Consider the following 19,190-nt stretch of genomic DNA (forward strand, 5'->3'; position numbering starts at 1 on the left):
CAAAAGCCCCGGCCAGCGTGCCGGGGGCTTTTGTTTATGTAACGATCACGCGGGTACCAATCGGCACGCGGGCATACAGATCGGCGATGTGATCGTTGGTCAGACGAATACAGCCCGATGAAAATGATTGGCCGATGGTCCACGGTTGATTTGTGCCATGGATACGGAACAGCGTGTCGCGGCCATTGCGATAAAGATAAAGTGCGCGCGCACCCATCGGGTTCTGCGGATGCCCACCGGGAAGCCCCGCGCGAAAGGGGCCGTAAACCGCGGGTTCCAGCCGGATCATATTGGCGGTGGGCGTCCAGCCCGGCCATTCCCTTTTGCGGCTGATGGTGGCACGACCGCGAAACGCGCGTCCCTGCGCGCCGACCGCAATGCCGTAGCGGATCGCACCCGTGCCGCCGAGTGTCAGGTAAAGGAACCGCTGCGCCGTGTTCACATGAATGATACCGGCGGCCTGCGTGCTGTTCATCTCGACCAGTTGCGGCTGATAGGCAACGGGAAGCGGGGCGGCGTTTGTCGTTGCAGGTGCGATAGAGGCAAGCATGGCACCGCACAGGAATTCCCTGCGTTTCATTTCGACATCCTTCCGGCTGTGACAGGTTCATACAAGTTGCGGAATGATCGTTAATTTTGTGTGTGCCACAGAGCCGAAAATGCAAACGGGCACCCGTTCGGGTGCCCGCGTCATCAACTGACTGACGAGTGAAAATCAGAAAATATAGACGTTCGTGCCGACCGGCACCTGATCGTAAAGCTCTTCGACATGATCGTTGATCAGGCGCACGCAACCCGAGGAAAACTGCTGACCGATGGTCCAAGGCTGCATCGTGCCGTGGATTCGGTAGTAGGTATCGACATTGCCGTTGTAGAGGTAGAGCGCCCGTGCACCCATCGGATTCTGCGGATGCCCGCCTGGCAGGCCGTTGCGATAGGGACCATAGATTTCAGGTTCGAGGTTCACCATATTTTGAGTCGGCGTCCAGCTGGGCCACTCTGCCTTGCGCCGGATCGTCAGCACGCCGGTATAGTTGCGCCCTGTGTCGCCCAACGCGATGCCGTAGCGGCGTGCCCGGCCGCCACCCAATGTCCAGAACAGGAAAAACTGTTCCTTGATCACATGGATCTGCCCGGCAGGAAGCTCCGGGTTCACGGCGACCTCTTGCGGCATGAACTTGTGAGGGATCCGCACGATGGTCGGAGTTGCGAGGGCGGGTGCGGCGCAAACGGATGCTGCAGCCCCTGCCACGAAAGTGCGACGTGTCAACATGGTTTCAGTCCTGCTCAACGGATCATTTTTTGATTGCCGACCGACCTAGCAGCAAATCGTCGAAACGCGAACAGGGCCCGCATCGTTTTGCGCGCCCTGCGGATTTTTTGCATCAGTGGTGTCGGACACCGTCGCCGGATCAGCCCGTGCGGCGATATAAGAACACCTTCGATCGCATTGGTACGCGGTCATAAAGGTCGACGATGTATTCGTTCGTCAGGCGCGCACAGCCGTTCGACACCGCGGTGCCGATCGTGCGGGGTGCGTTTGTGCCATGGATGCGCAGGAACGTATCGCCGCGCTCTGGTGTGAAAAGATACAGCGCCCGTGCGCCGAGCGGGTTGTTGGGGCCACCGGGCATCCCGTCTTCCCACTGCTTGTAACTCTCTGGGTCACGCTCGATCATTTCGGGTGTCGGGGTCCAGCTTGGCCACTCCCGCTTCGCGCCGACGAAGAACGCGCCGGGCTCGTACAGGCCGGGACGGCCGACGCCGACGGCATAGCGGATCGCTTGCGTCCCACCGAGGCTGAAGTAGAGCCGGAACGTATTCGGGTCCATGTGGATTTCATTGGCCGGAATCGCACCGGCAAGCGTGACGAAGGTCGGCGCAAGCGGGTCCGCAGGTTCTGGCGCCGGGGCTTCGGCTTCCTGCGCAAACGCGGGATGGGCGGCGAAAAGGCCAAGGGCCGTCCCGGTCGTGATGAAATGTCGACGTGTGAGCATGGCAGGCTCCCCCAATGTAAATCTTGACTTGATTCATCAATTAAGGGCCGCAACGTCAAGTTCCCCATCAAAAAAGAGTGAGCGTGATGCGGTGGTGCCATTGTGCCACGATCCCGGCGGCATGTGTGCCCCCGAAACCTCGATATTGTTGGCGTGGTGCCAGGACCGACACTCAGGGGAAAAAATGGCTGACCAATAACTCTTCGATCCAAATGCAAATGGCCCCGGCGTATCCACCGGGGCCTTGATCATTGGTACTCGAAAAGGCGCGAGCTAGTCGTCGTCGCCCTTCTTGATCTCTTCGCCGCTCTCTTGATCGACCATCTTCATGGCGAGACGGACCTTGCCGCGGTCGTCAAAGCCCAGCAGTTTGACCCAGACTTCCTGACCTTCCTTGAGCACATCCGACGGATGGTTCAGGCGGCGGTTCTCGATCTGGGACACGTGGACCAGACCGTCGCGCTTGCCGAAGAAGTTCACGAAAGCACCGAAGTCGACCAGTTTCACGACCGTGCCCTTGTAGATCACGCCTTCTTCCGGCTCTGCCACGATCGAGTGGATCATGTCGTAGGCCTTCTTGATGGCTTCGGCATCGTTCGACGCCAGCTTGATCACACCGTCATCGTTGATGTCGACCTTGGCACCGGAAACTTCCACGATTTCGCGAATGACTTTGCCGCCGGAGCCGATCACTTCACGGATCTTGTCTGTCGGGATCTGCATCGTCTCGATCTTGGGTGCGTGAACGCCCAGATCCTTGGCACCTGTCAGGGCCTTACCCATCTCGCCGAGGATATGCAGGCGACCGGCTTTCGCCTGATCCAGCGCCTTGGACATGATTTCCGGCGTGATGCCAGCGATCTTGATGTCCATCTGCAGGGATGTGATGCCGTTTTCAGTGCCTGCGACCTTGAAGTCCATATCGCCGAGGTGGTCTTCGTCACCCAGGATGTCGGACAGGATCGCGTAGGATCCGTCGTCTTCCATGACCAGACCCATCGCCACACCGGCAACCGGTGCTTTCAGGGGCACACCGGCGTCCATCATCGACAACGAACCACCGCAGACGGATGCCATTGACGAAGAACCGTTTGATTCCGTGATCTCGGACACGACGCGGATGGTGTAAGGGAACTCGGTTGCCGCGGGCAGAACCGCCTGCAACGCACGCCATGCCAGCTTACCGTGACCGATCTCACGACGGCCGGGGCCACCCACACGACCGACTTCACCGACCGAATAGGGCGGGAAGTTGTAGTGCAGCATGAAGTTCGACTTATACATGCCCGACAGTGCGTCGATCATCTGTTCGTCGTCGCCGGTGCCCAGCGTGGTCACGACCAGACCCTGCGTTTCACCGCGGGTGAACAGGGCCGACCCGTGTGTTCGTGGCAGGATGCCGGTTTCGGACACGATGGGGCGGATGGTGTCGAGCGCACGCCCGTCGATCCGCTTGCCGTTCTTGACCACATCGCCGCGAAGCACAGCCGATTCCAGTTTTTTCAGCGCGGCACCAAGGTTACCGTCTTCCTGCTGTTCTTCGCTCAAACTGTCGATGATTTCCTGCTTGGCAGCGGCCACAGCGGATGTGCGTTCCTGCTTGTCGGTGATCGCATAAGCGGCGCGCATCTTTTCTTCGCCAGCAGCTTTCACGGCGGCGGAGAGGTCAGAGTAATCTTCCGGCTGGAAATCAAACGGCTCTTTCGCGCAATCTTCGGCCAGATCGATGATCAGGTCGATGACGGGTTGAATTTGCTCGTGTGCGAATGTCACCGCACCCAGCATCTCTTCTTCGGTCAACTCGTAGGCTTCGGATTCAACCATCATCACGGCGTCTTTGGTGCCGGCGACGACAAGGTCCAGACGCTGTTCGGGGTTCATGCGCAGGTTGTGCATGTCGTCCATCTCGGGGTTCAGGATGTAATCGCCATCCTCGTAACCCACGCGACAGGCGGCAATCGGGCCCATGAACGGCGCGCCGGAAATCGTCAGCGCGGCGGAGGCTGCGATCATCGCCAGCATGTCGGGATCGTTGACCAGATCGTGGCTCAGCACGGTGCACATCACCAGCACTTCGTTCTTGAAGCCGGGGACGAACAGAGGGCGGATGGGACGGTCGATCAGGCGGGATGTCAGCGTCTCTTTCTCGGTCGGACGCGCCTCGCGCTTGAAGAAACCACCGGGGACTTTACCGGCAGCATAGTATTTTTCCTGGTAATGCACCGTCAGGGGAAAGAAATCCTGACCCGGCTTCTGCTTGCGGGCAAATGTGACGTTTGCCATGACGGATGTTTCGCCCATCGTGGCAATCACGGAGCCGTCTGCCTGACGCGCAACCTTGCCGGTTTCGAGAGTGAGGATTTCTTGGCCCCACTGCATCGACTTCTTCACTTCGTTGAACATAGATGTTTTTCCTTTTGGCACGCTGGCCACTTTGCATAGGGGGCGTATTCCCCCTGACCCCTTCATCTTGCCCTTCGTGCGGGGTGGCGCTGGGTCCGGGCGCCGATACGTCTCAAGATGGCTGCGCCATACAGGGGATTGCGGGATTTGGGAAGGGGGTGACGTGTGGGGCTTTAGGCCGTCTGGTTCGGAGGTCTGCTTTGCGGGACATTGCTGCCGTTCGCCATATCCGATTGAAGGACCGTTTCAGGGGCGCTCTTTCTTCTGCGAAGCGGTTCTGCCATTAGATTTGCATGAAGAAATACGGACGTACATTCCACTTGCCTACCTCCCCGGGTGTTGGGAGTGATGACAAGATCATCCAAGACCTTAAACATCTACAGGGAGCCGACGAAGTCGTGTTCACCGAAAAGATGGACGGCGAGAACACGACAATCTTCGCGGGCGGTTGCCATGCCCGAAGCCCTGACAGCGGATACCACGCATCTCGCGACTGGATGAAGGCCTATGCGGCTGGCATTTCGCCAAGCCTTTCCGGCGATGAGAGGATTGTGGGGGAATACTTGTTTGCAAAGCATTCAGTGGCTTATGACGATTTGCCGTCTTATTTCCTCGGCTTTGCTTGGATCGTAGACAACGAAGTCAAGGGTTGGGATGAAACACTAAGCCGCTTTGAGGAATTGGGCGTGGCACCTGTTCCTGTACTTCGACGAGGCCAGTTCAAAAATGCCGCCATCAAGTCGGTGCTAGACCTCTTAGACCTTGAGAACCAAGAAGGCTTTGTTGTGAGATCGGTTTCACCATTTCTTGAAAGCGACATGGCCACACATATCGCGAAATACGTTCGGGAGGGGCATGTCCAAAGCGACACCCATTGGACAAAGGCTGAGATAAAGAAAAATGGCCTGCACCGGGACAGCTGACATTCGCCGCTCTGCAACAACTTGGTAGGTTTGGGCTCATTCTTGGCTTTCGCTGCTCAACAGCATTAAACAATGATTGCTTCGTCAAAACAGAAAAACGCCCACCAAAAAGGCAGGCGTCTCTGTTCTCAGACTATCAACCGGGTACCGGAACATATTTCGCACGCGAAACGCTGCCTCCGCCCGCGTTCAAACAGGGTTTGAACGTTACCGACGCAGACCCAACCGCTTGATCAGGTCCTTGTAGCGGTCCTCGTCCTTGGCGCGGGTGTAGTCCAGCAGCTTGCGGCGCTGTGCCACCATTTTCAGCAGGCCACGGCGACCGTGGTTGTCTTTCTTGTGGGTTTTGAAGTGTTCCGTCAGGGTCGCGATGCGCGACGACAGGATGGCAACCTGCACCTCGGGCGAACCGGTGTCGCCGTCCTTGGTTGCGTATTCCTTCATGATCCGTGATTTCTCTTCGGCAGTGATCGACATCGGGGTCTCCTGTTTTCAAAGGGTTAAGGCACGATCCGGGATGTCGTCCAGAAAGGCCCGTGGAGGGTCCGTGCGGGGCTGGCCCGCGCGGATGGCTGCGCATAAGGCAGATTCGCCGTAATTGAAAGTGTTTTGTGGATGGCGGTTGCGTCGATCAGGCCGCCACCAGCCGGACCAGCGACAGATCGATCGACGGTGCGTTCAGGAAACTCGCCACAGCCTCACCATTCGCGCGCAAGACGGTCAGCTTGCCCTGTTCGTCCAGCGTCAGGTCGGGGATACCGTCGGCCGGATCATAATGCACCTCGATCACGTCTTCGGCCGGATCGAAATCGGCAACCGTGGCATTCGCGCCGTCGTCGATGGCAAAAGTATCCGCGCCATCGCCGCCGGTCATGTAATCGTCCTGTCCGCCGCGGATCAGGTCGCTCTGGATACCGCCGTTCAGATAATCGCGCTCTGCATCGTCATTGCCGATGATCTCGTTGTTGCCGGTGCCGCCGAAAATCGTATCGGCCCCCAGCCCGCCGATCAGCGTGTCGTCGCCCATCGACCCCAGCAGGCTGTCGTCACCGTCGCCCCCATCGAGCAGATCGTCACCGCCGCCGCCGTTCAGCGCATCGTCCCCGTCACCGCCGAAAAGGGTGTCGTCGCCGATGTGACCGAACAGCATGTCGTCGCCGGTCCCGCCGGAAAGTGTGTCGTCACCCGCGCCGCCACGGAGTTCGTCATCGCCCGCGCCCGCGTCGATGGTGTCGTGCCCATCGCGGCCGTGCAGGTAATTGTCGCTGTCGCCGCCCGTGATGCTGTCGTTGCCATCGGAGCCCTGAACCTCTGCATCGTCGTTGTCGAGGAAACTGTCGACGGATATGGTTTCAAGCGCCTCCGCGTTGTCCGAAAGGAGGTCGGATGCGCTTTCATCCGGTTGCGGTTCATCCTCCGCGCCGACCATGACAGATGCGGCGACGGCGAAACCGAGCAGGCCAAGAATTGCAAGCATTGGGAAAATCCCCTGTTAACCGAGTCGCCCCCAACCCGTGTTCGCTTGCCTGATCTTCTACCCGATCTGCGCCGGTCTTTGGTGTGAATTCGGGTTAAATGGTTAACGCGCAAAGAAAGCACGGAAGGTGTCGATCACCGCTTTCGGGTTCTCCTCCATGGCGAAATGCCCCGATACGCAGGATGTCGCCGTGACCTCGCTGGCCCACCGGCGCCAGACCGCGGCAGGGTCACCGGTTTGCGCGGGAAATCCGTCCTCGGCGTAAAGAAAATGTAAGGGCGCTGCGATGGTGCGGCCCGCCGCGCGATCGGCCTCGTCCAGTGCCCTGTCGTAGGTGGCGCCCGCGCGATAGTCGGCGCACATTGCGTGCAGACGGGCGGGATCCTGCGCCTGCGCGCGGTAACTTTCCAGAGCGACCTGCGGAAAGACGTCCAAGTTCCTGCCCAAAGTCCAAGACGCTAGCGTCCAGTCGATATAGCCTGCAGGATCTGCCCCAATCATCCGCTCGGGCAATGGTGCGGGCTGGGCGAGGAACGTCCAGTGATAGGCTTTCATCGCAAGATCGGCGGTCCAGCCCGCCCAGAAATCCCCGGTAGGCACGATCTCGATGATACCGAGCTTGGACAGGCGCGCCGGGTGGTCCAGCGCAAAGCGATAGGCGACACGACCGCCGCGATCATGGCCCAGGACATGCGCGCGCTCCAGCCCCAGCGCGTCCATCAGCGCGACGATGTCTGCCGCCATTTGCCGTTTGGAATAGGTCTCGTGCGACGCATCGTCGGCCGGAGCATCGCTGTCGCCATAGCCCCGCAGGTCGGGAACGATGACATCGAATGCATCGGTGAATCCCGGGGCGACCCTGGCCCAGCACTGGTGGTTTTGGGGATAGCCGTGCAACAGGATCAGCGGCGTGCCGGCCCCGGCGCGATGCACCGAGAGACGGACATCGCCGCATTGCACGAAAGACCGGGTAAATCCGTCGATCATGTGATCCTCCAAAGGCGTGGTAGTTCGGAATAGGCGATATAGAGTGGGTGCCTGGGGTGGCCGTCCTTGGTCAGCCCAAGTGTGTGCAGCGGTCGGCCCAGCCCCTGCAGCATGGCCGCGACGGCAGGGCCACGCCCGCGATGCGCGCCATGCACGCCCCAGGCACAGATGATCTGATCGGCCCAGGCGACACCCGCGCGCAGGGTGTCGTCGTTGTCCGGCCCGACTGGGGCATCGGCGCGGCGCATGGCGAACGGATCGGTATCGCGCCAGGCAAAGATATTCGTTACCCGGAACGCCCCGAACCCCAGCGCCCGCGCCCGTCGCTCGCAACGTTCGACGGTCGGGTCGTTGGCGACCTCGTCCGCTTTGGACGGGTTGAGCATGATGAACAGCACCTTTCCCCTTGCTGCATCCCATTCCCGTGTGAGGGCATAGCGATAGCGCGCACAGTCTGAATAGACCGCGGTCGAGGCCGTATCGTCTGTGTCGTGCTGCCGGATGATCATCCCTGCAATCTGGCGACAAAGCCTGCATATGACAACGCAGCAAAAAGCCGCCCCTGGGAGGAGGGGCGGCTTTCGATGTCGCCGGCGTCAGCCTGCGGGACGGGCAGCGTCACGCCAACGGGGGATATCAGGCCATGGCGGCGTGCCGGGGTGCGGGGCTTTTCACGACACCGCGGGCTTCCATCACCCATGCGGCGACGACGGCAAAGACGATGTGTCCCCAGAGCGCCACCCAGGTAATGCCGGTGAAACCCAGAAATGCCGGATTGCCTGCGACCAGATGCGCCATTACGTAAAGCGCGAAGACCCACAGCACGACGCCATAGACGACGGCGGTGGCGATCCAGGGCAGGGCGGGCATGATTCGCTGCTGCAAGGGCCGGGCGATCAGAAGATAGCCCAGCGTGTAGGCGATCATGCCGGTAAAGACATGCAGCAGATGTGCCAGACCGGACGGGCTGGAACCGAACACCGTGTTCAGCGTCTGGTTGGCCAGCCCGACAGGGGCCAGCTTGGCAAATCCGAACAGCGGCGAAAGGCCCTGTCCGAAAGCGTCGAATGCGATGGTGGCGAAGGCGCCGGCGGCAAGAACGGTGAATGCGGTCTGTTTCATGATGATGGGTCTTTCGATTGCTGGCTTGTGTTGGTCGCCGACAAGATGCCGTGCTTCGGGCCCTCATGGCAGCCCCCCTCACGCCGGTCTGATGGGATCGGCCGGAGTTGTAATATTGCATGAAACAATCATCGCCCTCCGCTGACGGCGGCGTGAGGTCCGTGACAGGCTGTAACATTTGGTCACGCCCGGCGCTGCGGCTCAGTCGTTTTGCGGCGGCACGAAGACCCGCGCGGGCTGCAATGTACCGCCCAGATAGCGCCCGACCGCAACGGCATGTCCGTCGTGTGACGCCCAGACCTCTTCTCCATAGGCAACGTCCGAAGCGATCACCGGCGCCGGATTCCCGTTGCGCAGGCGTGGGACGCTTTCGGCAGGGCAGCGGACTTCCGGCAGGTCTGCAAGGCCGATTTCCAGCGGCTGCAACCGGGCCAGCAGGGCAGGCGTGCGGGCCTCTGCTTCGACGGTTTCAAGCGTCACGCCGTCCGCGGCGACGAACGGCCCGGACCAAACGCGACGCAGTTCGCGTACGTGACCATAACAGCCAAGCGCCTCGCCCAGATCGCGCGCGATGGAGCGGACATAGCCACCCTTGCCGCAGATCATCTCCAGCATGACATGGTCAGGATCCGGCCTGTCGATCAGCAGCAGTTCTTCGACCCACAGCGGGCGCGCCGCCAGTGCCAGATCCTCGCCGTCCCGCGCCAGTTTGTAGGCCCGTTCGCCATTGACCTTCACGGCGGAAAACTGTGGGGGCACCTGCATGATGTCACCCAGAAAGGTGGACAGCGCAGCCTTGATTCCGTCATCGGTGGGGCTTGTGTCGGACGTCGCGATAACCTCGCCCTCGGCGTCGTCCGTATTGGTCGCCTGTCCCAACCGCACAGTGAATGTGTAGCACTTCAGCGCGTCGGTGACGTAGGGCACGGTCTTGGTTGCCTCGCCGAGCGCGATGGCCAGAACGCCCGTCGCCTCGGGGTCGAGCGTTCCGGCGTGGCCGGCCTTGCGCGCCTCCAGTGCCCAGCGGACCTTGTTCACGACAGCGGTCGAGGTGATCCCGGCAGGCTTGTCCACGACCAGCCAGCCGGAAATTTCCTTGCCCTTTTTCCTGCGCGCCATGTCGGGTGTCCTTTGTGGGGTCATCTGGAGTGGCGTCTGCTAGTGTTCGCGACACGGCGGGTCAAGAGGGGTGCTGCCCCCGGCCTACGGCCTCCCCCGAGGTGTTTTTGACCGGAAGAAGCGGGTCCCGCTATTCCACGACACCGATGATCGGACCAAGCTGAAATCCGAAATCGTTCCTGTTCAGTTGCGGGGCGTAAAGCCGGCTGACCTTGCCATCGAAATACAGCGCGTTGGGCAGTTTCAGCCCGTCGCGGAACAACCGTCCGAAGGTGTGGAAATTGACCGGATCGCCGGAAATCGCAAAAATCGCCGTCTTGCCGTCCGCACTTGTGCCGACCCCGTTGCGGATGTGGCGCGACGTTCCCCCGGCGATGAAACGCGGATGCAACGCGCCGTCGATGACCAGCATCGGACCCGATTGCGATGCGTCACGGCAAGCGGGCGCGCGTGCGACGTAATCAAGCGTTTCATAGACCCGCGCGCTCGTTTCCGTGAGGCAAAGCACACCATTGGGTAACAGACCGAAATTGCCCGGCCCGTCCGACGTGACGATGCCGGAAACCTCGCGCCCGTTTTCCACGTAAAGACCGACCGGCGAACGGTCTTCATGATACATCCCCGCATTCATTGCGAACGAAAGCGATTGACCCGCCAGCGTCGTTTCGACAGCGGCAAAATCACCCAGCACGCGGCCCTGTGGGTCACTGTGAAACAGCCGCAGGTCCTCTTGCGTCACGTCAACGGCGCAGATCGTAAAGGCAGTGCCGTCGAAACGAATGTCCTCGCAGGTGACGGCCCAGCCCGGTGCGGCGCAAAATACGATCAGCACCGCAAGCCAGCGCATCAGTCGTCAAGGTCCTGACGAACGTGGTCGGTCTCCAGCAGCGCCCGGGTCGCGTCCATCTGATCGAAGGTGCCGTCGATTTCGAAACGCAGCTCGGGCGCGAACTTCTGACTGCCGCCGCGCACGACCAGATGCCGGATCTCGTGCCGGTTGCGGCGCAGCGCGTCCAGCATCAGGTCCTTGTCCTTGCCACCCAGCGGCAGGACATAGGCCGTCGCGACACGCAGGTCCGGCGACATCCGTACCTCTCCGACGGTGATCGACATGCGCCCCAGATCGGGGTCGTGCACATCGCCGCGCTGCAACACCTCCGAAAGGGTCCGGCGGATTTTCTCACCGACCTGCAACATGCGCTGTGTGGGTGCGCGCCCGTCTCTGTTTGAACTCTTTGCCATGGGGTTGATGTAGTGGCTTGCACGCCGCTTGCCAAGCAAGCCTTTGCGTCGGCTGCCGCGTGCGTCTAAGACGGTCGGGGATTTATCAGCGCACAGGACGACAGCATGGCCGACGGACCGGGGATTGTAGTGACAGGGGCATCCGGGCGCATGGGACGTATGCTTATCAGCCATGTGCATGGATCGGACCGGTGTCATCTGGCCGGCGTTCTGGAACGCCCCGGTCATGACTGGATCGGGCAGGATGCCGGAGTTGTCATGGGCGGGGCGGCGATCGGCGTGACGGTGACCGACGACCCGCTGGAGATCTTTGCCAAGGCGCAGGCGGTAATCGACTTTACCGCGCCCGCCGCAACCGTCGAATTTGCCGCATTGGCCGCGCAGGCCCGCGCGGTGCATGTGATCGGCACGACGGGCTTGTCAGACGACGATCTGGTCCGGATCGCCGCTGCCGCACGCCATGCCGTGATCGTGCGGGCAGGGAATATGTCACTGGGTGTCAACCTGCTGGTGCAGATGACCCGCAAGGTCGCCGCGGCGCTGGACGCCGATTTTGATATCGAGGTGATCGAGGCGCATCACCGCCACAAGGTCGATGCACCGTCCGGCACGGCGCTGATGCTGGGCGAGGCGGCCGCCGAGGGGCGCGGCGTGGCGCTGGCCGACGTGCGCGACAGCGGGCGCGACGGGATCACCGGCGCCCGCAATCGCGGCGACATCGGATTTTCCGCCATTCGCGGCGGTGACATCGTGGGTGAACATGACGTGATGTTTGCCGCCCCCGGAGAGCGGATCACCCTGCGGCACGTCGCCACCGACCGCAGCGTCTTTGCCCGCGGCGCGCTCAAGGCCGCACTCTGGGGGCAGGACAAGGCACCCGGCGAATACGACATGATGGATGTGCTGGGCCTGTCGGACAGCGGATCGTGATCATGACACCTGGCGCTAAATTGCCCTGTCATGCAACCGAATCGGGGGTCGGGCCGTAGTATCGGTGAACCTGTATAAGGAGAAACCGATATGAAGACCCTTGCACTTGCCGCCGCTCTGGCCACCGCGACCGTCGCCCCCGCCGTGGCCCAAAGCTACGAACCGGTCACCGACCGTGCCACGTTTCTGGCATTGATCGGGGATAAAAATCTGTCCAACCGCCTGTATGGCGTCAACCTGCGCGTCTCGCCCGACGGCACGATTTCGGGAACCGGCGCAGGCTGGGACGTGACCGGAACATGGTCATGGGAGGGTGGATATTTCTGCCGCGAAATGAACTGGGGCGGCGATCCGATCCCCTATAACTGCCAGTTGGTCGAAAGCGCGGGCAGTGACATGCGTTTCACCACCGATCAGGGGGCCGGTGAATCCGCGTCCTTCACGCTCCGCTAGAAGTCGATCGCCAGGCCCTTTTTCTCCCAATCGCCATAGCGCACGGGCTCCGGCCCGTCGCGCCCGCCAAGCTCCGGCGGCAGGTCGATGTCCTCGGCCTTGGCGCGCCGCTCGGCCGCCTCTGCCAACGCACGCTGTGCCGCAGGAGGCAGATCGTCATGGTGTTGTCCGGACACGGGCGCGCCTCCTTGCTGTGGTCACGGCGTTGATATACCCCGCGACGACAGCGAGACAAGCGAGGATACATCATGGCGCAATCCGGTCTGCCTCCACGCCGCGCGGCCCATTACCTGTTGGATCAGATCATCGGCGACGGCCGCCTGATGTCCGAACTGCTGGGCGGCGGCGCGCTGGACCACCTTGCCGCCGACGACCGTGCCCGGGCGCAAAGGCTGGCCACACAGGCATTGCGTGGTCTGGATCGCGCTGACCGTATGCTCAAGCCCTACCTCAAAAGGCCCCCCGCGTTGACCGTACAGAACGCCCTGCGCCTCGGCACGGTAGAGCTTGCGGGTGGCGAGGCCGCGCACGGTGTCGTCAACGCCTATGTCGAACTGGTCAGCCGGATCAAGCATGCCGCGTCGTCCAAGGGGATGGTGAATGCCGTCCTGCGTCGGATCGCCGAAGAAGGGCAAACCGGTTGGGACCAACGCAACGTGCCCCTCATTCCCGGCTGGTTGCGTCAGCCTCTGGTGGCTGCATGGGGCCGCCCGGCAGTCGAGGCGATGGAGGCTGTGCAGTTCGGGCAACCGCCGCTTGATCTGACGCCAAAGGGCGAGACTGCTGCCTTGGCCGCCGAAGCAGGCGGGAAGTCTTTACCCAATGGCTCGATCAGACTGACTGACGTGGGACAGGTTACCGCCTTGCCCGGGTATGACACAGGCGACTGGTGGGTGCAGGATGCCGCCGCGGCGATGCCTGTGCAGGTGCTGTCTCCGCAACCTGGCCAGCGTGTGCTCGACCTCTGCGCGGCTCCGGGTGGCAAGACATTGCAACTTGCGGCGGCGGGTGCCGAGGTGACGTCCGTCGACAACAGCGAGGCCCGCATGGCGCGGGTGACGCAGAACCTGCGGCGGACCGCCCTGACCGCCCAAACTATCGTCGCCGATGCATTCACCGTCACCGAAGGCGGATATGACGCGGTGCTGCTCGACGCACCCTGTTCCGCCACCGGCACGCTGCGCCGCCACCCCGATCTTCCCTACGCCAAGGACGGATCGGAATTCGGCGCCCTGATCGACCAGCAGGCGGCCATGATCGACCACGCGCTGACGCTTCTCAAACCCGGCGGCACGCTGCTGTTCTGCACCTGCTCACTGTTGCCGGACGAGGGCGAAATTCAGGTCGACGAGGCCTTGGAGCGCCATCCGAATCTGCAACCGATCCTTGCGGCATACGATCTGCCGTGGATCGACCCGGTCTGGCGCACCGAGGAAGGCGGCCTGCGCCTGCGCCCGGACTATTGGGCGGATCGTGGTGGTATGGATGGCTTCTATATCGCCGCCCTGCGCAACGGCTGATCCCCGCCCGCCGTTGGCGCAGTTTACAACACCACGTGACAGAATCGCCCCGGTCACTTATCCTGTGCCCAACAACAAAAAGCGCGTTGCGCAAACCCGATAGGCAGCAGGACCTTGACCAGACCGCAGACATGGCGTGCCCGGCGCACGTCCTTTATGCATCGTTTGCACGCGCGCCTGATCGCGCGCGGCAAGCCCGCGACGGCCTTTGTCCTGCAACCTGAACCCCGCACCATCGGTCATTTCGCGCGCGGGCGGCAGTTGATCGCCGGCAATTTCCTGTTCTCCGGCTTGCTGGTCGAAGCGAAAGGTGCGTCGATCTGGGACATTCCGGGCGACAACGCTGTGGTCGCGGACGAAGTGCAGGGCTGCGCATGGCTGGACGATCTAGCTGCTGTGGGTGACGCCAAGGCCCGCGCGCTGGCACAGGCATGGGTCAATGACTGGATCACGCGGTTCGGGTCGGGGACGGGGCCGGGATGGACGCCCGACCTGACCGGCAGACGGCTCATCCGCTGGATCAATCACGGGTTTTTTCTGTTGCGTGGGCAGGAAAAGACGCAATCGGAAGCATTTTTCCGGGCGCTGGGTCACCAGACCATCTTTCTGTCGCGCCGCTGGAAGACGACGCTCCCCGGTCTGCCACGGTTCGAGGCGCTGACAGGCATGATCTATGCCGGGCTTTCGCTGGAGGGGATGGAGGATCACGTCGGTCCCGCCGTCGCGGCACTGGCCCATGACTGCGCTGTCGAAGTCGATTCCGACGGCGGGATCGCAACCCGCAACGCCGAGGAACTGCTGGAGGTCTTCACGCTGCTCACATGGGCCGCCCAATCGCTGAACGAGGCTGACCGTCGCCCGCCCCCTGAACTGCTCAACGCCATCACGCGGATCGCACCCACGCTGCGCGCCCTGCGGCACTCCGATGGCGGGCTTGCGCGGTTCCACGGTGGCGGGCGCGGGTTGGAAGGACGGCTGGATCACGCGCTTGCCACCTCTGCCGTGCGCACCCGGGCTGATGACGGGCTGCACATGGGCTACGCCCGGGTCAGTGCCGGTCGCACGTCGTTGATCATTGACGCCGCCGCTCCGCCTGCCGGTGCAGCATCGACAAATGGCCATGCCAGCACGCTCGCATTCGAACTGACCTCGGGTCGCAGACCGCTGATCGTCAGTTGCGGGTCCGGGCGCAGCTTTGGCGAGGAGTGGCGCCGGGCAGGGCGCGCGACGGCCAGCCACTCCACACTTGCCATCGACGGTTATTCATCCTCGCGGCTTGCCGCGCCTGCCCGTCTGGCGAACGCGGACCTCGAATTGCTCGAAGACATTCCGACTTTCGTTCAGTGCGAAGTCAGCGCGCTCTACGATGGCCGGCGGATGGAGCTGTCGCACGACGGATATCAGCGCACCCATGGCCTGACCCACGCGCGCATTTTCGATATCGCGGTCGATGGCCGCGGCATGGTGGGCGAGGAGTTGCTGACCACGCTCAGCCCCACCGACAACCAGCGGTTCGACCGCGCCCTCGACCGCACTAGTCTGCAGGGTATTCCCTTTGCCGTACGCTTCCATCTGCACCCAGAAGTCGATGCAACACTCGATCTTGGCGGTGCCGCCGTGTCCATGGTGCTGAAATCCGGCGAAGTCTGGGTTTTCCGGCAGGACGGCAGCGCCACCCTCTCCGTCGAACCGTCGGTCTATCTGGAAAACGGACGATTAAAGCCCCGCGCCACGAAACAGGTGGTTTTATCCGGGCGCGCAATGTCCTATGCGAGCCGCGTCCGCTGGTCGCTGGCCAAGGCCCAGGATACGCCCGATGCCGTGCGCGATCTTGTCGTCAGCGATCCGGCGGATTTGGATTTGGACGAACCATAGGACACCGATGACCGATCTTGCCCCCCTCCGCCGCGCCCTGCTGTCCGTCTCCGACAAGACCGGGCTGATCGACTTGGCTCACGCCCTTGACGCGCGTGGTGTGGAATTGCTGTCGACCGGGGGGTCCGCCCAAGCGATCCGCGACGCGGGGCTGCCGGTGCGCGACGTGGCCGAAGTGACGGGCTTTCCCGAAATGATGGATGGCCGCGTCAAGACGCTGCACCCGGTCGTGCATGGGGGGTTATTGGCGCGCCGTGATCTGGACAGTCACGTTGCCGCGATGGATGCGAATGGCATTGGTGCCATCGACCTGCTTGTGGTCAACCTTTATCCGTTCGAGCAGACCGTCGCCAAGGGCGCTGATTTCGACACCTGCATCGAAAACATCGACATCGGCGGACCTGCGATGATCCGCTCTGCCGCCAAGAACCATGCCTTCGTCAGCGTCGTGACGGATGTAGAAGACTACGATGCTTTGCTGGCAGAATTGGAAGCCAATTATGGCCAGACGACGCTGGCATTCCGTCAAAAGCTGGCACTGACCGCCTATGGTCGCACCGCCGCGTACGACACCGCCGTCAGCACATGGATGGCGGGCGCAATCGACCTAGCAGAACCGCGCCGTCGCAGCTTTGCCGGGACTTTCGCGCAAACGTTGCGCTATGGCGAAAACGCGCATCAGTCGGCGGCCTTCTACACAGACGGGACAAACCGCCCCGGCGTGGCGACGGCGCAGCAGCATCAGGGCAAGGAGATGTCCTATAACAACATCAACGACACCGACGCTGCTTTCGAACTCGTCGCGGAATTCGATCCCGCCGAAGGCCCCGCCGTCGCGATCATAAAGCACGCCAATCCCTGCGGCGTGGCACGCGGCAAGACGCTGCGGGAGGCGTATCAAAACGCCTTTGACTGTGACCGCACCAGCGCCTTCGGTGGTATCGTCGCGCTGAACCAGCCGCTGGACGAAGCAACCGCAAAGGCGATTACCGAAATCTTCACCGAGGTCGTGATCGCTCCCGGTGCATCCGACGCCGCCAAAGCAGTGTTCGCCGCCAAGAAGAACCTGCGCCTTCTGACGACAGATTGTCTGCCCGATGTCACGGCCAAGGCGTTGACGATGAAACAGGTCGCAGGCGGGATGCTGGTGCAGGACAAGGACACCGGCTTTGTCGGCATCGACGACCTGAAGGTCGTCACCAAGGCCAAACCGACCGAGTCGCAAATGGCCGATCTGCTATTCGCATGGAAAGTCGCCAAACACGTCAAATCCAATGCCATCGTCTATGTGAAGGACGGTGCGACGGTCGGCGTTGGCGCTGGCCAGATGAGCCGTCTGGACAGTGCCCTGATCGCCGCCAAAAAAGCCGAACGCATGGTTGATGCCATGGGCTTGCCCGAATCGCTCACCAAAGGCTCTGCCGTGGCCTCCGACGCGTTCTTCCCCTTTGCCGACGGGTTGATGGAGGCCGCCGCCGCCGGAGCGACCTGCGTCATTCAACCCGGCGGCTCCATGCGCGACGACGAGGTGATCGCCGCCGCGGATGACGCGGGTATCGCGATGGTCTTCACCGGTATGCGCCACTTCCGCCACTAACGACAGAAAGAGCACCATGCGCACAGTCTTCTGGACAGGGTTCTGGGTCTTCCTCGCCGATCAGGCGACGAAATATTTTGTCGTCCACTATCTTGGCCTGATCAACGACGCGGACCAGCGGATCACCGTCTGGCCACCTTTCATCGAATTCCGCATGGCCTGGAACCGCGGCGTCAATTTCGGGCTGGGTGCCGGGTATGACCTGCGCTGGGTTCTGATCGGCGTGGCTGTCGCGATTTCGGTCGCCGTGCTCTTCTGGTTGCGACGCGCGGGTGGCACGCGGAATATGTATATCGCGGCGGGCTTTCTGATCGGTGGCGCGTTGGGCAATGTGGTCGATCGGCTGATCTATGGTGCGGTGGCCGATTTTCTGAATATGTCCTGCTGCGGAATCAACAATCCGTTCTCGTTCAACATCGCCGATGTGGCGATTTTCATCGGTGCCATCGGGCTGGCGTTCCTGTCCGAGGATGGCAAAGCCACACCGCGCAAACCCCGCCGGAACAAGACCCCGTGACGTGACCGGCAAGCTGGGTTAAAGAGGGCGGCAAGAGGCAAGAGGACGATCCATGCGCGTAACGATACTGGCAGCTCTGGCCGCATTGACCCTCGCGGGCTGCACGGCAGGCAACCGACCGCTGCACGATCTGCGCGTAAACTCCGAAGGGCCGGACGAATTTTCCGTCGTCCCCGTCGCGCCGCTCATCCTGCCCAGTGATTTGGGCAACCTGCCGGAACCGACGCCGGGTGCCGGTAACCGCACCGATCCGAACCCACAGGGCGATGCTATTGCTGCTTTGGGTGGATCCCCGGCACGGGCCTTTGCTGGCGGTATTCCGGCCAGCGACGCAGCCCTTGTCGCCGCGACCGGTAGGCACGGCGTAAACCCCGCGATCCGCGCCGAACTCGCTGCCGAAGACGCTGGCATCCGGCGCAATGCGCAATACCTCAACTGGTTCAATTTCCTCGGCACCGACCGCTATTTCAGCACCTACCGCAATCAGGCGCTGGATGCCTACCGCGAACTCGACCGCTTCCGCGCGCTGGGGGTGGCAACCCCGAGCGCTCCGCCGCTGAACTGACCGGACGCGGCTACCAGGCGTTGCGCCCGTCAAGTTTTTCCACCGCCAGTTTGTCGATCGCGGGATCGTCCACAAGTTTCAGATTGATCGAGATTCGGTGTGGTGGTGTTTCATCGCCCTCTGCCATCGCACTCCAGTCGGGTGTGCGCGACCACGTCGAACAACCGCATACCCCGCAGAAATGATGATGGTTCATGCCTGACGGCGCATAGTCACGGTCATTTTCGCCTGCTTCAATCGTAACATCCGGCGGCGAAAAATAACCCCAAAGGACGCCGCGCTTCGTGCAGAACGTGCAGTTGCAGGTCGTTGCGGTTTCGGGCAACGCCTGAAACGCGATGCGTGTGTCACCGCAATGGCACGTGGCGAGATATGGCATCGGAAGTCCTCTTTTGCAGGTGATATGCTACAGCGCCGCGAATGCAATCACCGCGCGGCTCGTCCCTGACTACACCGACACTAT

At 62.0% G+C, this 19,190-nt stretch carries 22 protein-coding genes; 8 read left to right on the top strand and 14 right to left on the bottom strand.

Features of this window, described 5'->3' with window-relative positions; all coding sequences use genetic code 11:
- Positions 1-34: 34 nt before the first annotated feature.
- The 4 genes from AC04PH_RS13000 to pnp form a co-directional block, all read right to left on the bottom strand.
- Entirely contained in the window at positions 35-580 is a 546-nt protein-coding gene (locus tag AC04PH_RS13000; RefSeq protein WP_483066243.1) for a L,D-transpeptidase, read from the bottom strand.
- A 135-nt stretch (positions 581-715) separates the two neighbouring features.
- The gene (locus AC04PH_RS13005) at positions 716-1,273 is read right to left on the bottom strand and encodes a L,D-transpeptidase (RefSeq protein ID WP_483066244.1); all 558 of its coding nucleotides are present in this window, start codon (positions 1,271-1,273) and stop codon (positions 716-718) included.
- Between the two features lie 139 nt (positions 1,274-1,412).
- The gene (locus AC04PH_RS13010; RefSeq protein ID WP_483066245.1) at positions 1,413-1,997 is read right to left on the bottom strand and encodes a L,D-transpeptidase; all 585 of its coding nucleotides are present in this window, start codon (positions 1,995-1,997) and stop codon (positions 1,413-1,415) included.
- 273 nt (positions 1,998-2,270) lie between these two features.
- Positions 2,271-4,400, bottom strand: a complete 2,130-nt coding sequence (gene pnp / locus AC04PH_RS13015; protein ID WP_483066246.1) for a polyribonucleotide nucleotidyltransferase — start codon at positions 4,398-4,400, stop codon at positions 2,271-2,273.
- Between the two features lie 293 nt (positions 4,401-4,693).
- Here pnp and AC04PH_RS13020 point away from each other — a divergent pair, with 293 nt between their 5' ends.
- Entirely contained in the window at positions 4,694-5,323 is a 630-nt protein-coding gene (locus AC04PH_RS13020) for an RNA ligase family protein (RefSeq protein ID WP_483066247.1), read from the top strand.
- Positions 5,324-5,530: 207 nt separating this feature from the next.
- Here AC04PH_RS13020 and rpsO read toward each other — a convergent pair whose 3' ends face one another.
- The 8 genes from rpsO to rbfA form a co-directional block, all read right to left on the bottom strand.
- Positions 5,531-5,800 carry a 30S ribosomal protein S15 gene (rpsO, locus tag AC04PH_RS13025; RefSeq protein WP_483066248.1) on the bottom strand — a complete coding sequence of 90 codons (270 nt, stop codon included), beginning with the start codon at positions 5,798-5,800 and terminating at the stop codon, positions 5,531-5,533.
- A 154-nt stretch (positions 5,801-5,954) separates the two neighbouring features.
- Positions 5,955-6,800, bottom strand: a complete 846-nt coding sequence (locus tag AC04PH_RS13030; protein WP_483066249.1) for a calcium-binding protein — start codon at positions 6,798-6,800, stop codon at positions 5,955-5,957.
- 102 nt (positions 6,801-6,902) lie between these two features.
- Positions 6,903-7,787: an alpha/beta fold hydrolase gene (locus AC04PH_RS13035; RefSeq protein WP_483066250.1), complete on the bottom strand. Its 885-nt coding sequence runs from the start codon at positions 7,785-7,787 to the stop codon at positions 6,903-6,905.
- Positions 7,784-8,296 carry a DUF1643 domain-containing protein gene (locus tag AC04PH_RS13040; RefSeq protein WP_483066251.1) on the bottom strand — a complete coding sequence of 171 codons (513 nt, stop codon included), beginning with the start codon at positions 8,294-8,296 and terminating at the stop codon, positions 7,784-7,786. The genes AC04PH_RS13035 and AC04PH_RS13040 overlap by 4 nt, the downstream gene beginning before the upstream one ends.
- A 127-nt stretch (positions 8,297-8,423) precedes the next feature.
- Positions 8,424-8,909, bottom strand: a complete 486-nt coding sequence (locus AC04PH_RS13045) for a hypothetical protein (protein WP_483066252.1) — start codon at positions 8,907-8,909, stop codon at positions 8,424-8,426.
- Between the two features lie 201 nt (positions 8,910-9,110).
- Positions 9,111-10,028 (bottom strand): tRNA pseudouridine(55) synthase TruB, encoded by a 918-nt coding sequence (gene truB / locus AC04PH_RS13050; RefSeq protein WP_483066253.1) that lies wholly within the window; start codon positions 10,026-10,028, stop codon positions 9,111-9,113.
- Positions 10,029-10,158: 130 nt separating this feature from the next.
- Positions 10,159-10,875 (bottom strand): phosphodiester glycosidase family protein, encoded by a 717-nt coding sequence (locus tag AC04PH_RS13055; RefSeq protein ID WP_483066254.1) that lies wholly within the window; start codon positions 10,873-10,875, stop codon positions 10,159-10,161.
- Entirely contained in the window at positions 10,875-11,270 is a 396-nt protein-coding gene (gene rbfA, locus AC04PH_RS13060; RefSeq protein WP_483066255.1) for a 30S ribosome-binding factor RbfA, read from the bottom strand. The genes AC04PH_RS13055 and rbfA overlap by 1 nt, the downstream gene beginning before the upstream one ends.
- A gap of 105 nt (positions 11,271-11,375) precedes the next feature.
- Here rbfA and dapB point away from each other — a divergent pair, with 105 nt between their 5' ends.
- Together dapB and AC04PH_RS13070 are read left to right on the top strand one after the other, a co-directional pair.
- Positions 11,376-12,200, top strand: coding sequence for a 4-hydroxy-tetrahydrodipicolinate reductase (gene dapB, locus AC04PH_RS13065; protein WP_483066256.1), 825 nt, complete (start codon positions 11,376-11,378; stop codon positions 12,198-12,200).
- Positions 12,201-12,290: 90 nt separating this feature from the next.
- Positions 12,291-12,653, top strand: a complete 363-nt coding sequence (locus AC04PH_RS13070) for a dihydrodipicolinate reductase (RefSeq protein ID WP_483066257.1) — start codon at positions 12,291-12,293, stop codon at positions 12,651-12,653.
- Here AC04PH_RS13070 and AC04PH_RS13075 read toward each other — a convergent pair.
- The gene (locus AC04PH_RS13075) at positions 12,650-12,829 is read right to left on the bottom strand and encodes a DUF1674 domain-containing protein (RefSeq protein WP_483066258.1); all 180 of its coding nucleotides are present in this window, start codon (positions 12,827-12,829) and stop codon (positions 12,650-12,652) included. The two genes, AC04PH_RS13070 and AC04PH_RS13075, sit on opposite strands and share 4 nt — an antisense overlap.
- 72 nt (positions 12,830-12,901) lie before the next feature.
- On the opposite strand from AC04PH_RS13075, the gene AC04PH_RS13080 reads away from it, so the two are divergent.
- The 5 genes from AC04PH_RS13080 to AC04PH_RS13100 all read left to right on the top strand — a co-directional run bounded on the left by AC04PH_RS13080 (position 12,902) and on the right by AC04PH_RS13100 (position 18,727).
- Positions 12,902-14,173, top strand: a complete 1,272-nt coding sequence (locus AC04PH_RS13080) for an RsmB/NOP family class I SAM-dependent RNA methyltransferase (RefSeq protein ID WP_483066259.1) — start codon at positions 12,902-12,904, stop codon at positions 14,171-14,173.
- Between the two features lie 156 nt (positions 14,174-14,329).
- Positions 14,330-16,048, top strand: a complete 1,719-nt coding sequence (locus tag AC04PH_RS13085) for a heparinase II/III family protein (RefSeq protein WP_483066260.1) — start codon at positions 14,330-14,332, stop codon at positions 16,046-16,048.
- 7 nt (positions 16,049-16,055) lie between these two features.
- Entirely contained in the window at positions 16,056-17,645 is a 1,590-nt protein-coding gene (gene purH / locus AC04PH_RS13090) for a bifunctional phosphoribosylaminoimidazolecarboxamide formyltransferase/IMP cyclohydrolase (protein ID WP_483066261.1), read from the top strand.
- A 16-nt stretch (positions 17,646-17,661) separates the two neighbouring features.
- Complete coding sequence (gene lspA, locus AC04PH_RS13095) at positions 17,662-18,162, top strand: signal peptidase II (RefSeq protein ID WP_483066262.1); 501 nt, start codon at positions 17,662-17,664, stop codon at positions 18,160-18,162.
- Between the two features lie 52 nt (positions 18,163-18,214).
- On the top strand, positions 18,215-18,727 hold the full coding sequence (locus AC04PH_RS13100; RefSeq protein WP_483066263.1) for a DUF3035 domain-containing protein: 513 nt from the start codon (positions 18,215-18,217) through the stop codon (positions 18,725-18,727).
- Positions 18,728-18,737: 10 nt separating this feature from the next.
- Here the strand turns inward: AC04PH_RS13100 and AC04PH_RS13105 are convergent, their stop codons facing one another.
- On the bottom strand, positions 18,738-19,106 hold the full coding sequence (locus AC04PH_RS13105; RefSeq protein WP_483066264.1) for a GFA family protein: 369 nt from the start codon (positions 19,104-19,106) through the stop codon (positions 18,738-18,740).
- Positions 19,107-19,190: the final 84 nt, after the last annotated feature.

Source organism: Yoonia sp. KMU-150, from assembly GCF_056858355.1.

Excerpts from the sequence above, each read along its gene's own strand:
- AC04PH_RS13080 (WP_483066259.1), top strand. The coding sequence starts at position 12,902 with ATGGCGCAATCCGGTCTGCCTCCACGCCGCGCGGCCCATTACCTGTTG.
- AC04PH_RS13035 (WP_483066250.1), bottom strand. The coding sequence starts at position 7,787 with ATGATCGACGGATTTACCCGGTCTTTCGTGCAATGCGGCGATGTCCGT.
- rbfA (WP_483066255.1), bottom strand. The coding sequence starts at position 11,270 with ATGGCAAAGAGTTCAAACAGAGACGGGCGCGCACCCACACAGCGCATG.
- AC04PH_RS13030 (WP_483066249.1), bottom strand. The coding sequence starts at position 6,800 with ATGCTTGCAATTCTTGGCCTGCTCGGTTTCGCCGTCGCCGCATCTGTC.
- rpsO (WP_483066248.1), bottom strand. The coding sequence starts at position 5,800 with ATGTCGATCACTGCCGAAGAGAAATCACGGATCATGAAGGAATACGCA.
- AC04PH_RS13000 (WP_483066243.1), bottom strand. The coding sequence starts at position 580 with ATGAAACGCAGGGAATTCCTGTGCGGTGCCATGCTTGCCTCTATCGCA.
- AC04PH_RS13105 (WP_483066264.1), bottom strand. The coding sequence starts at position 19,106 with ATGCCATATCTCGCCACGTGCCATTGCGGTGACACACGCATCGCGTTT.
- truB (WP_483066253.1), bottom strand. The coding sequence starts at position 10,028 with ATGGCGCGCAGGAAAAAGGGCAAGGAAATTTCCGGCTGGCTGGTCGTG.
- AC04PH_RS13040 (WP_483066251.1), bottom strand. The coding sequence starts at position 8,296 with ATGATCATCCGGCAGCACGACACAGACGATACGGCCTCGACCGCGGTC.
- AC04PH_RS13010 (WP_483066245.1), bottom strand. The coding sequence starts at position 1,997 with ATGCTCACACGTCGACATTTCATCACGACCGGGACGGCCCTTGGCCTT.
- AC04PH_RS13100 (WP_483066263.1), top strand. The coding sequence starts at position 18,215 with ATGCGCGTAACGATACTGGCAGCTCTGGCCGCATTGACCCTCGCGGGC.
- AC04PH_RS13085 (WP_483066260.1), top strand. The coding sequence starts at position 14,330 with ATGCATCGTTTGCACGCGCGCCTGATCGCGCGCGGCAAGCCCGCGACG.
- pnp (WP_483066246.1), bottom strand. The coding sequence starts at position 4,400 with ATGTTCAACGAAGTGAAGAAGTCGATGCAGTGGGGCCAAGAAATCCTC.
- AC04PH_RS13070 (WP_483066257.1), top strand. The coding sequence starts at position 12,291 with ATGAAGACCCTTGCACTTGCCGCCGCTCTGGCCACCGCGACCGTCGCC.
- AC04PH_RS13055 (WP_483066254.1), bottom strand. The coding sequence starts at position 10,875 with ATGCGCTGGCTTGCGGTGCTGATCGTATTTTGCGCCGCACCGGGCTGG.
- dapB (WP_483066256.1), top strand. The coding sequence starts at position 11,376 with ATGGCCGACGGACCGGGGATTGTAGTGACAGGGGCATCCGGGCGCATG.
- AC04PH_RS13020 (WP_483066247.1), top strand. The coding sequence starts at position 4,694 with ATGAAGAAATACGGACGTACATTCCACTTGCCTACCTCCCCGGGTGTT.
- lspA (WP_483066262.1), top strand. The coding sequence starts at position 17,662 with ATGCGCACAGTCTTCTGGACAGGGTTCTGGGTCTTCCTCGCCGATCAG.
- AC04PH_RS13045 (WP_483066252.1), bottom strand. The coding sequence starts at position 8,909 with ATGAAACAGACCGCATTCACCGTTCTTGCCGCCGGCGCCTTCGCCACC.
- purH (WP_483066261.1), top strand. The coding sequence starts at position 16,056 with ATGACCGATCTTGCCCCCCTCCGCCGCGCCCTGCTGTCCGTCTCCGAC.
- AC04PH_RS13005 (WP_483066244.1), bottom strand. The coding sequence starts at position 1,273 with ATGTTGACACGTCGCACTTTCGTGGCAGGGGCTGCAGCATCCGTTTGC.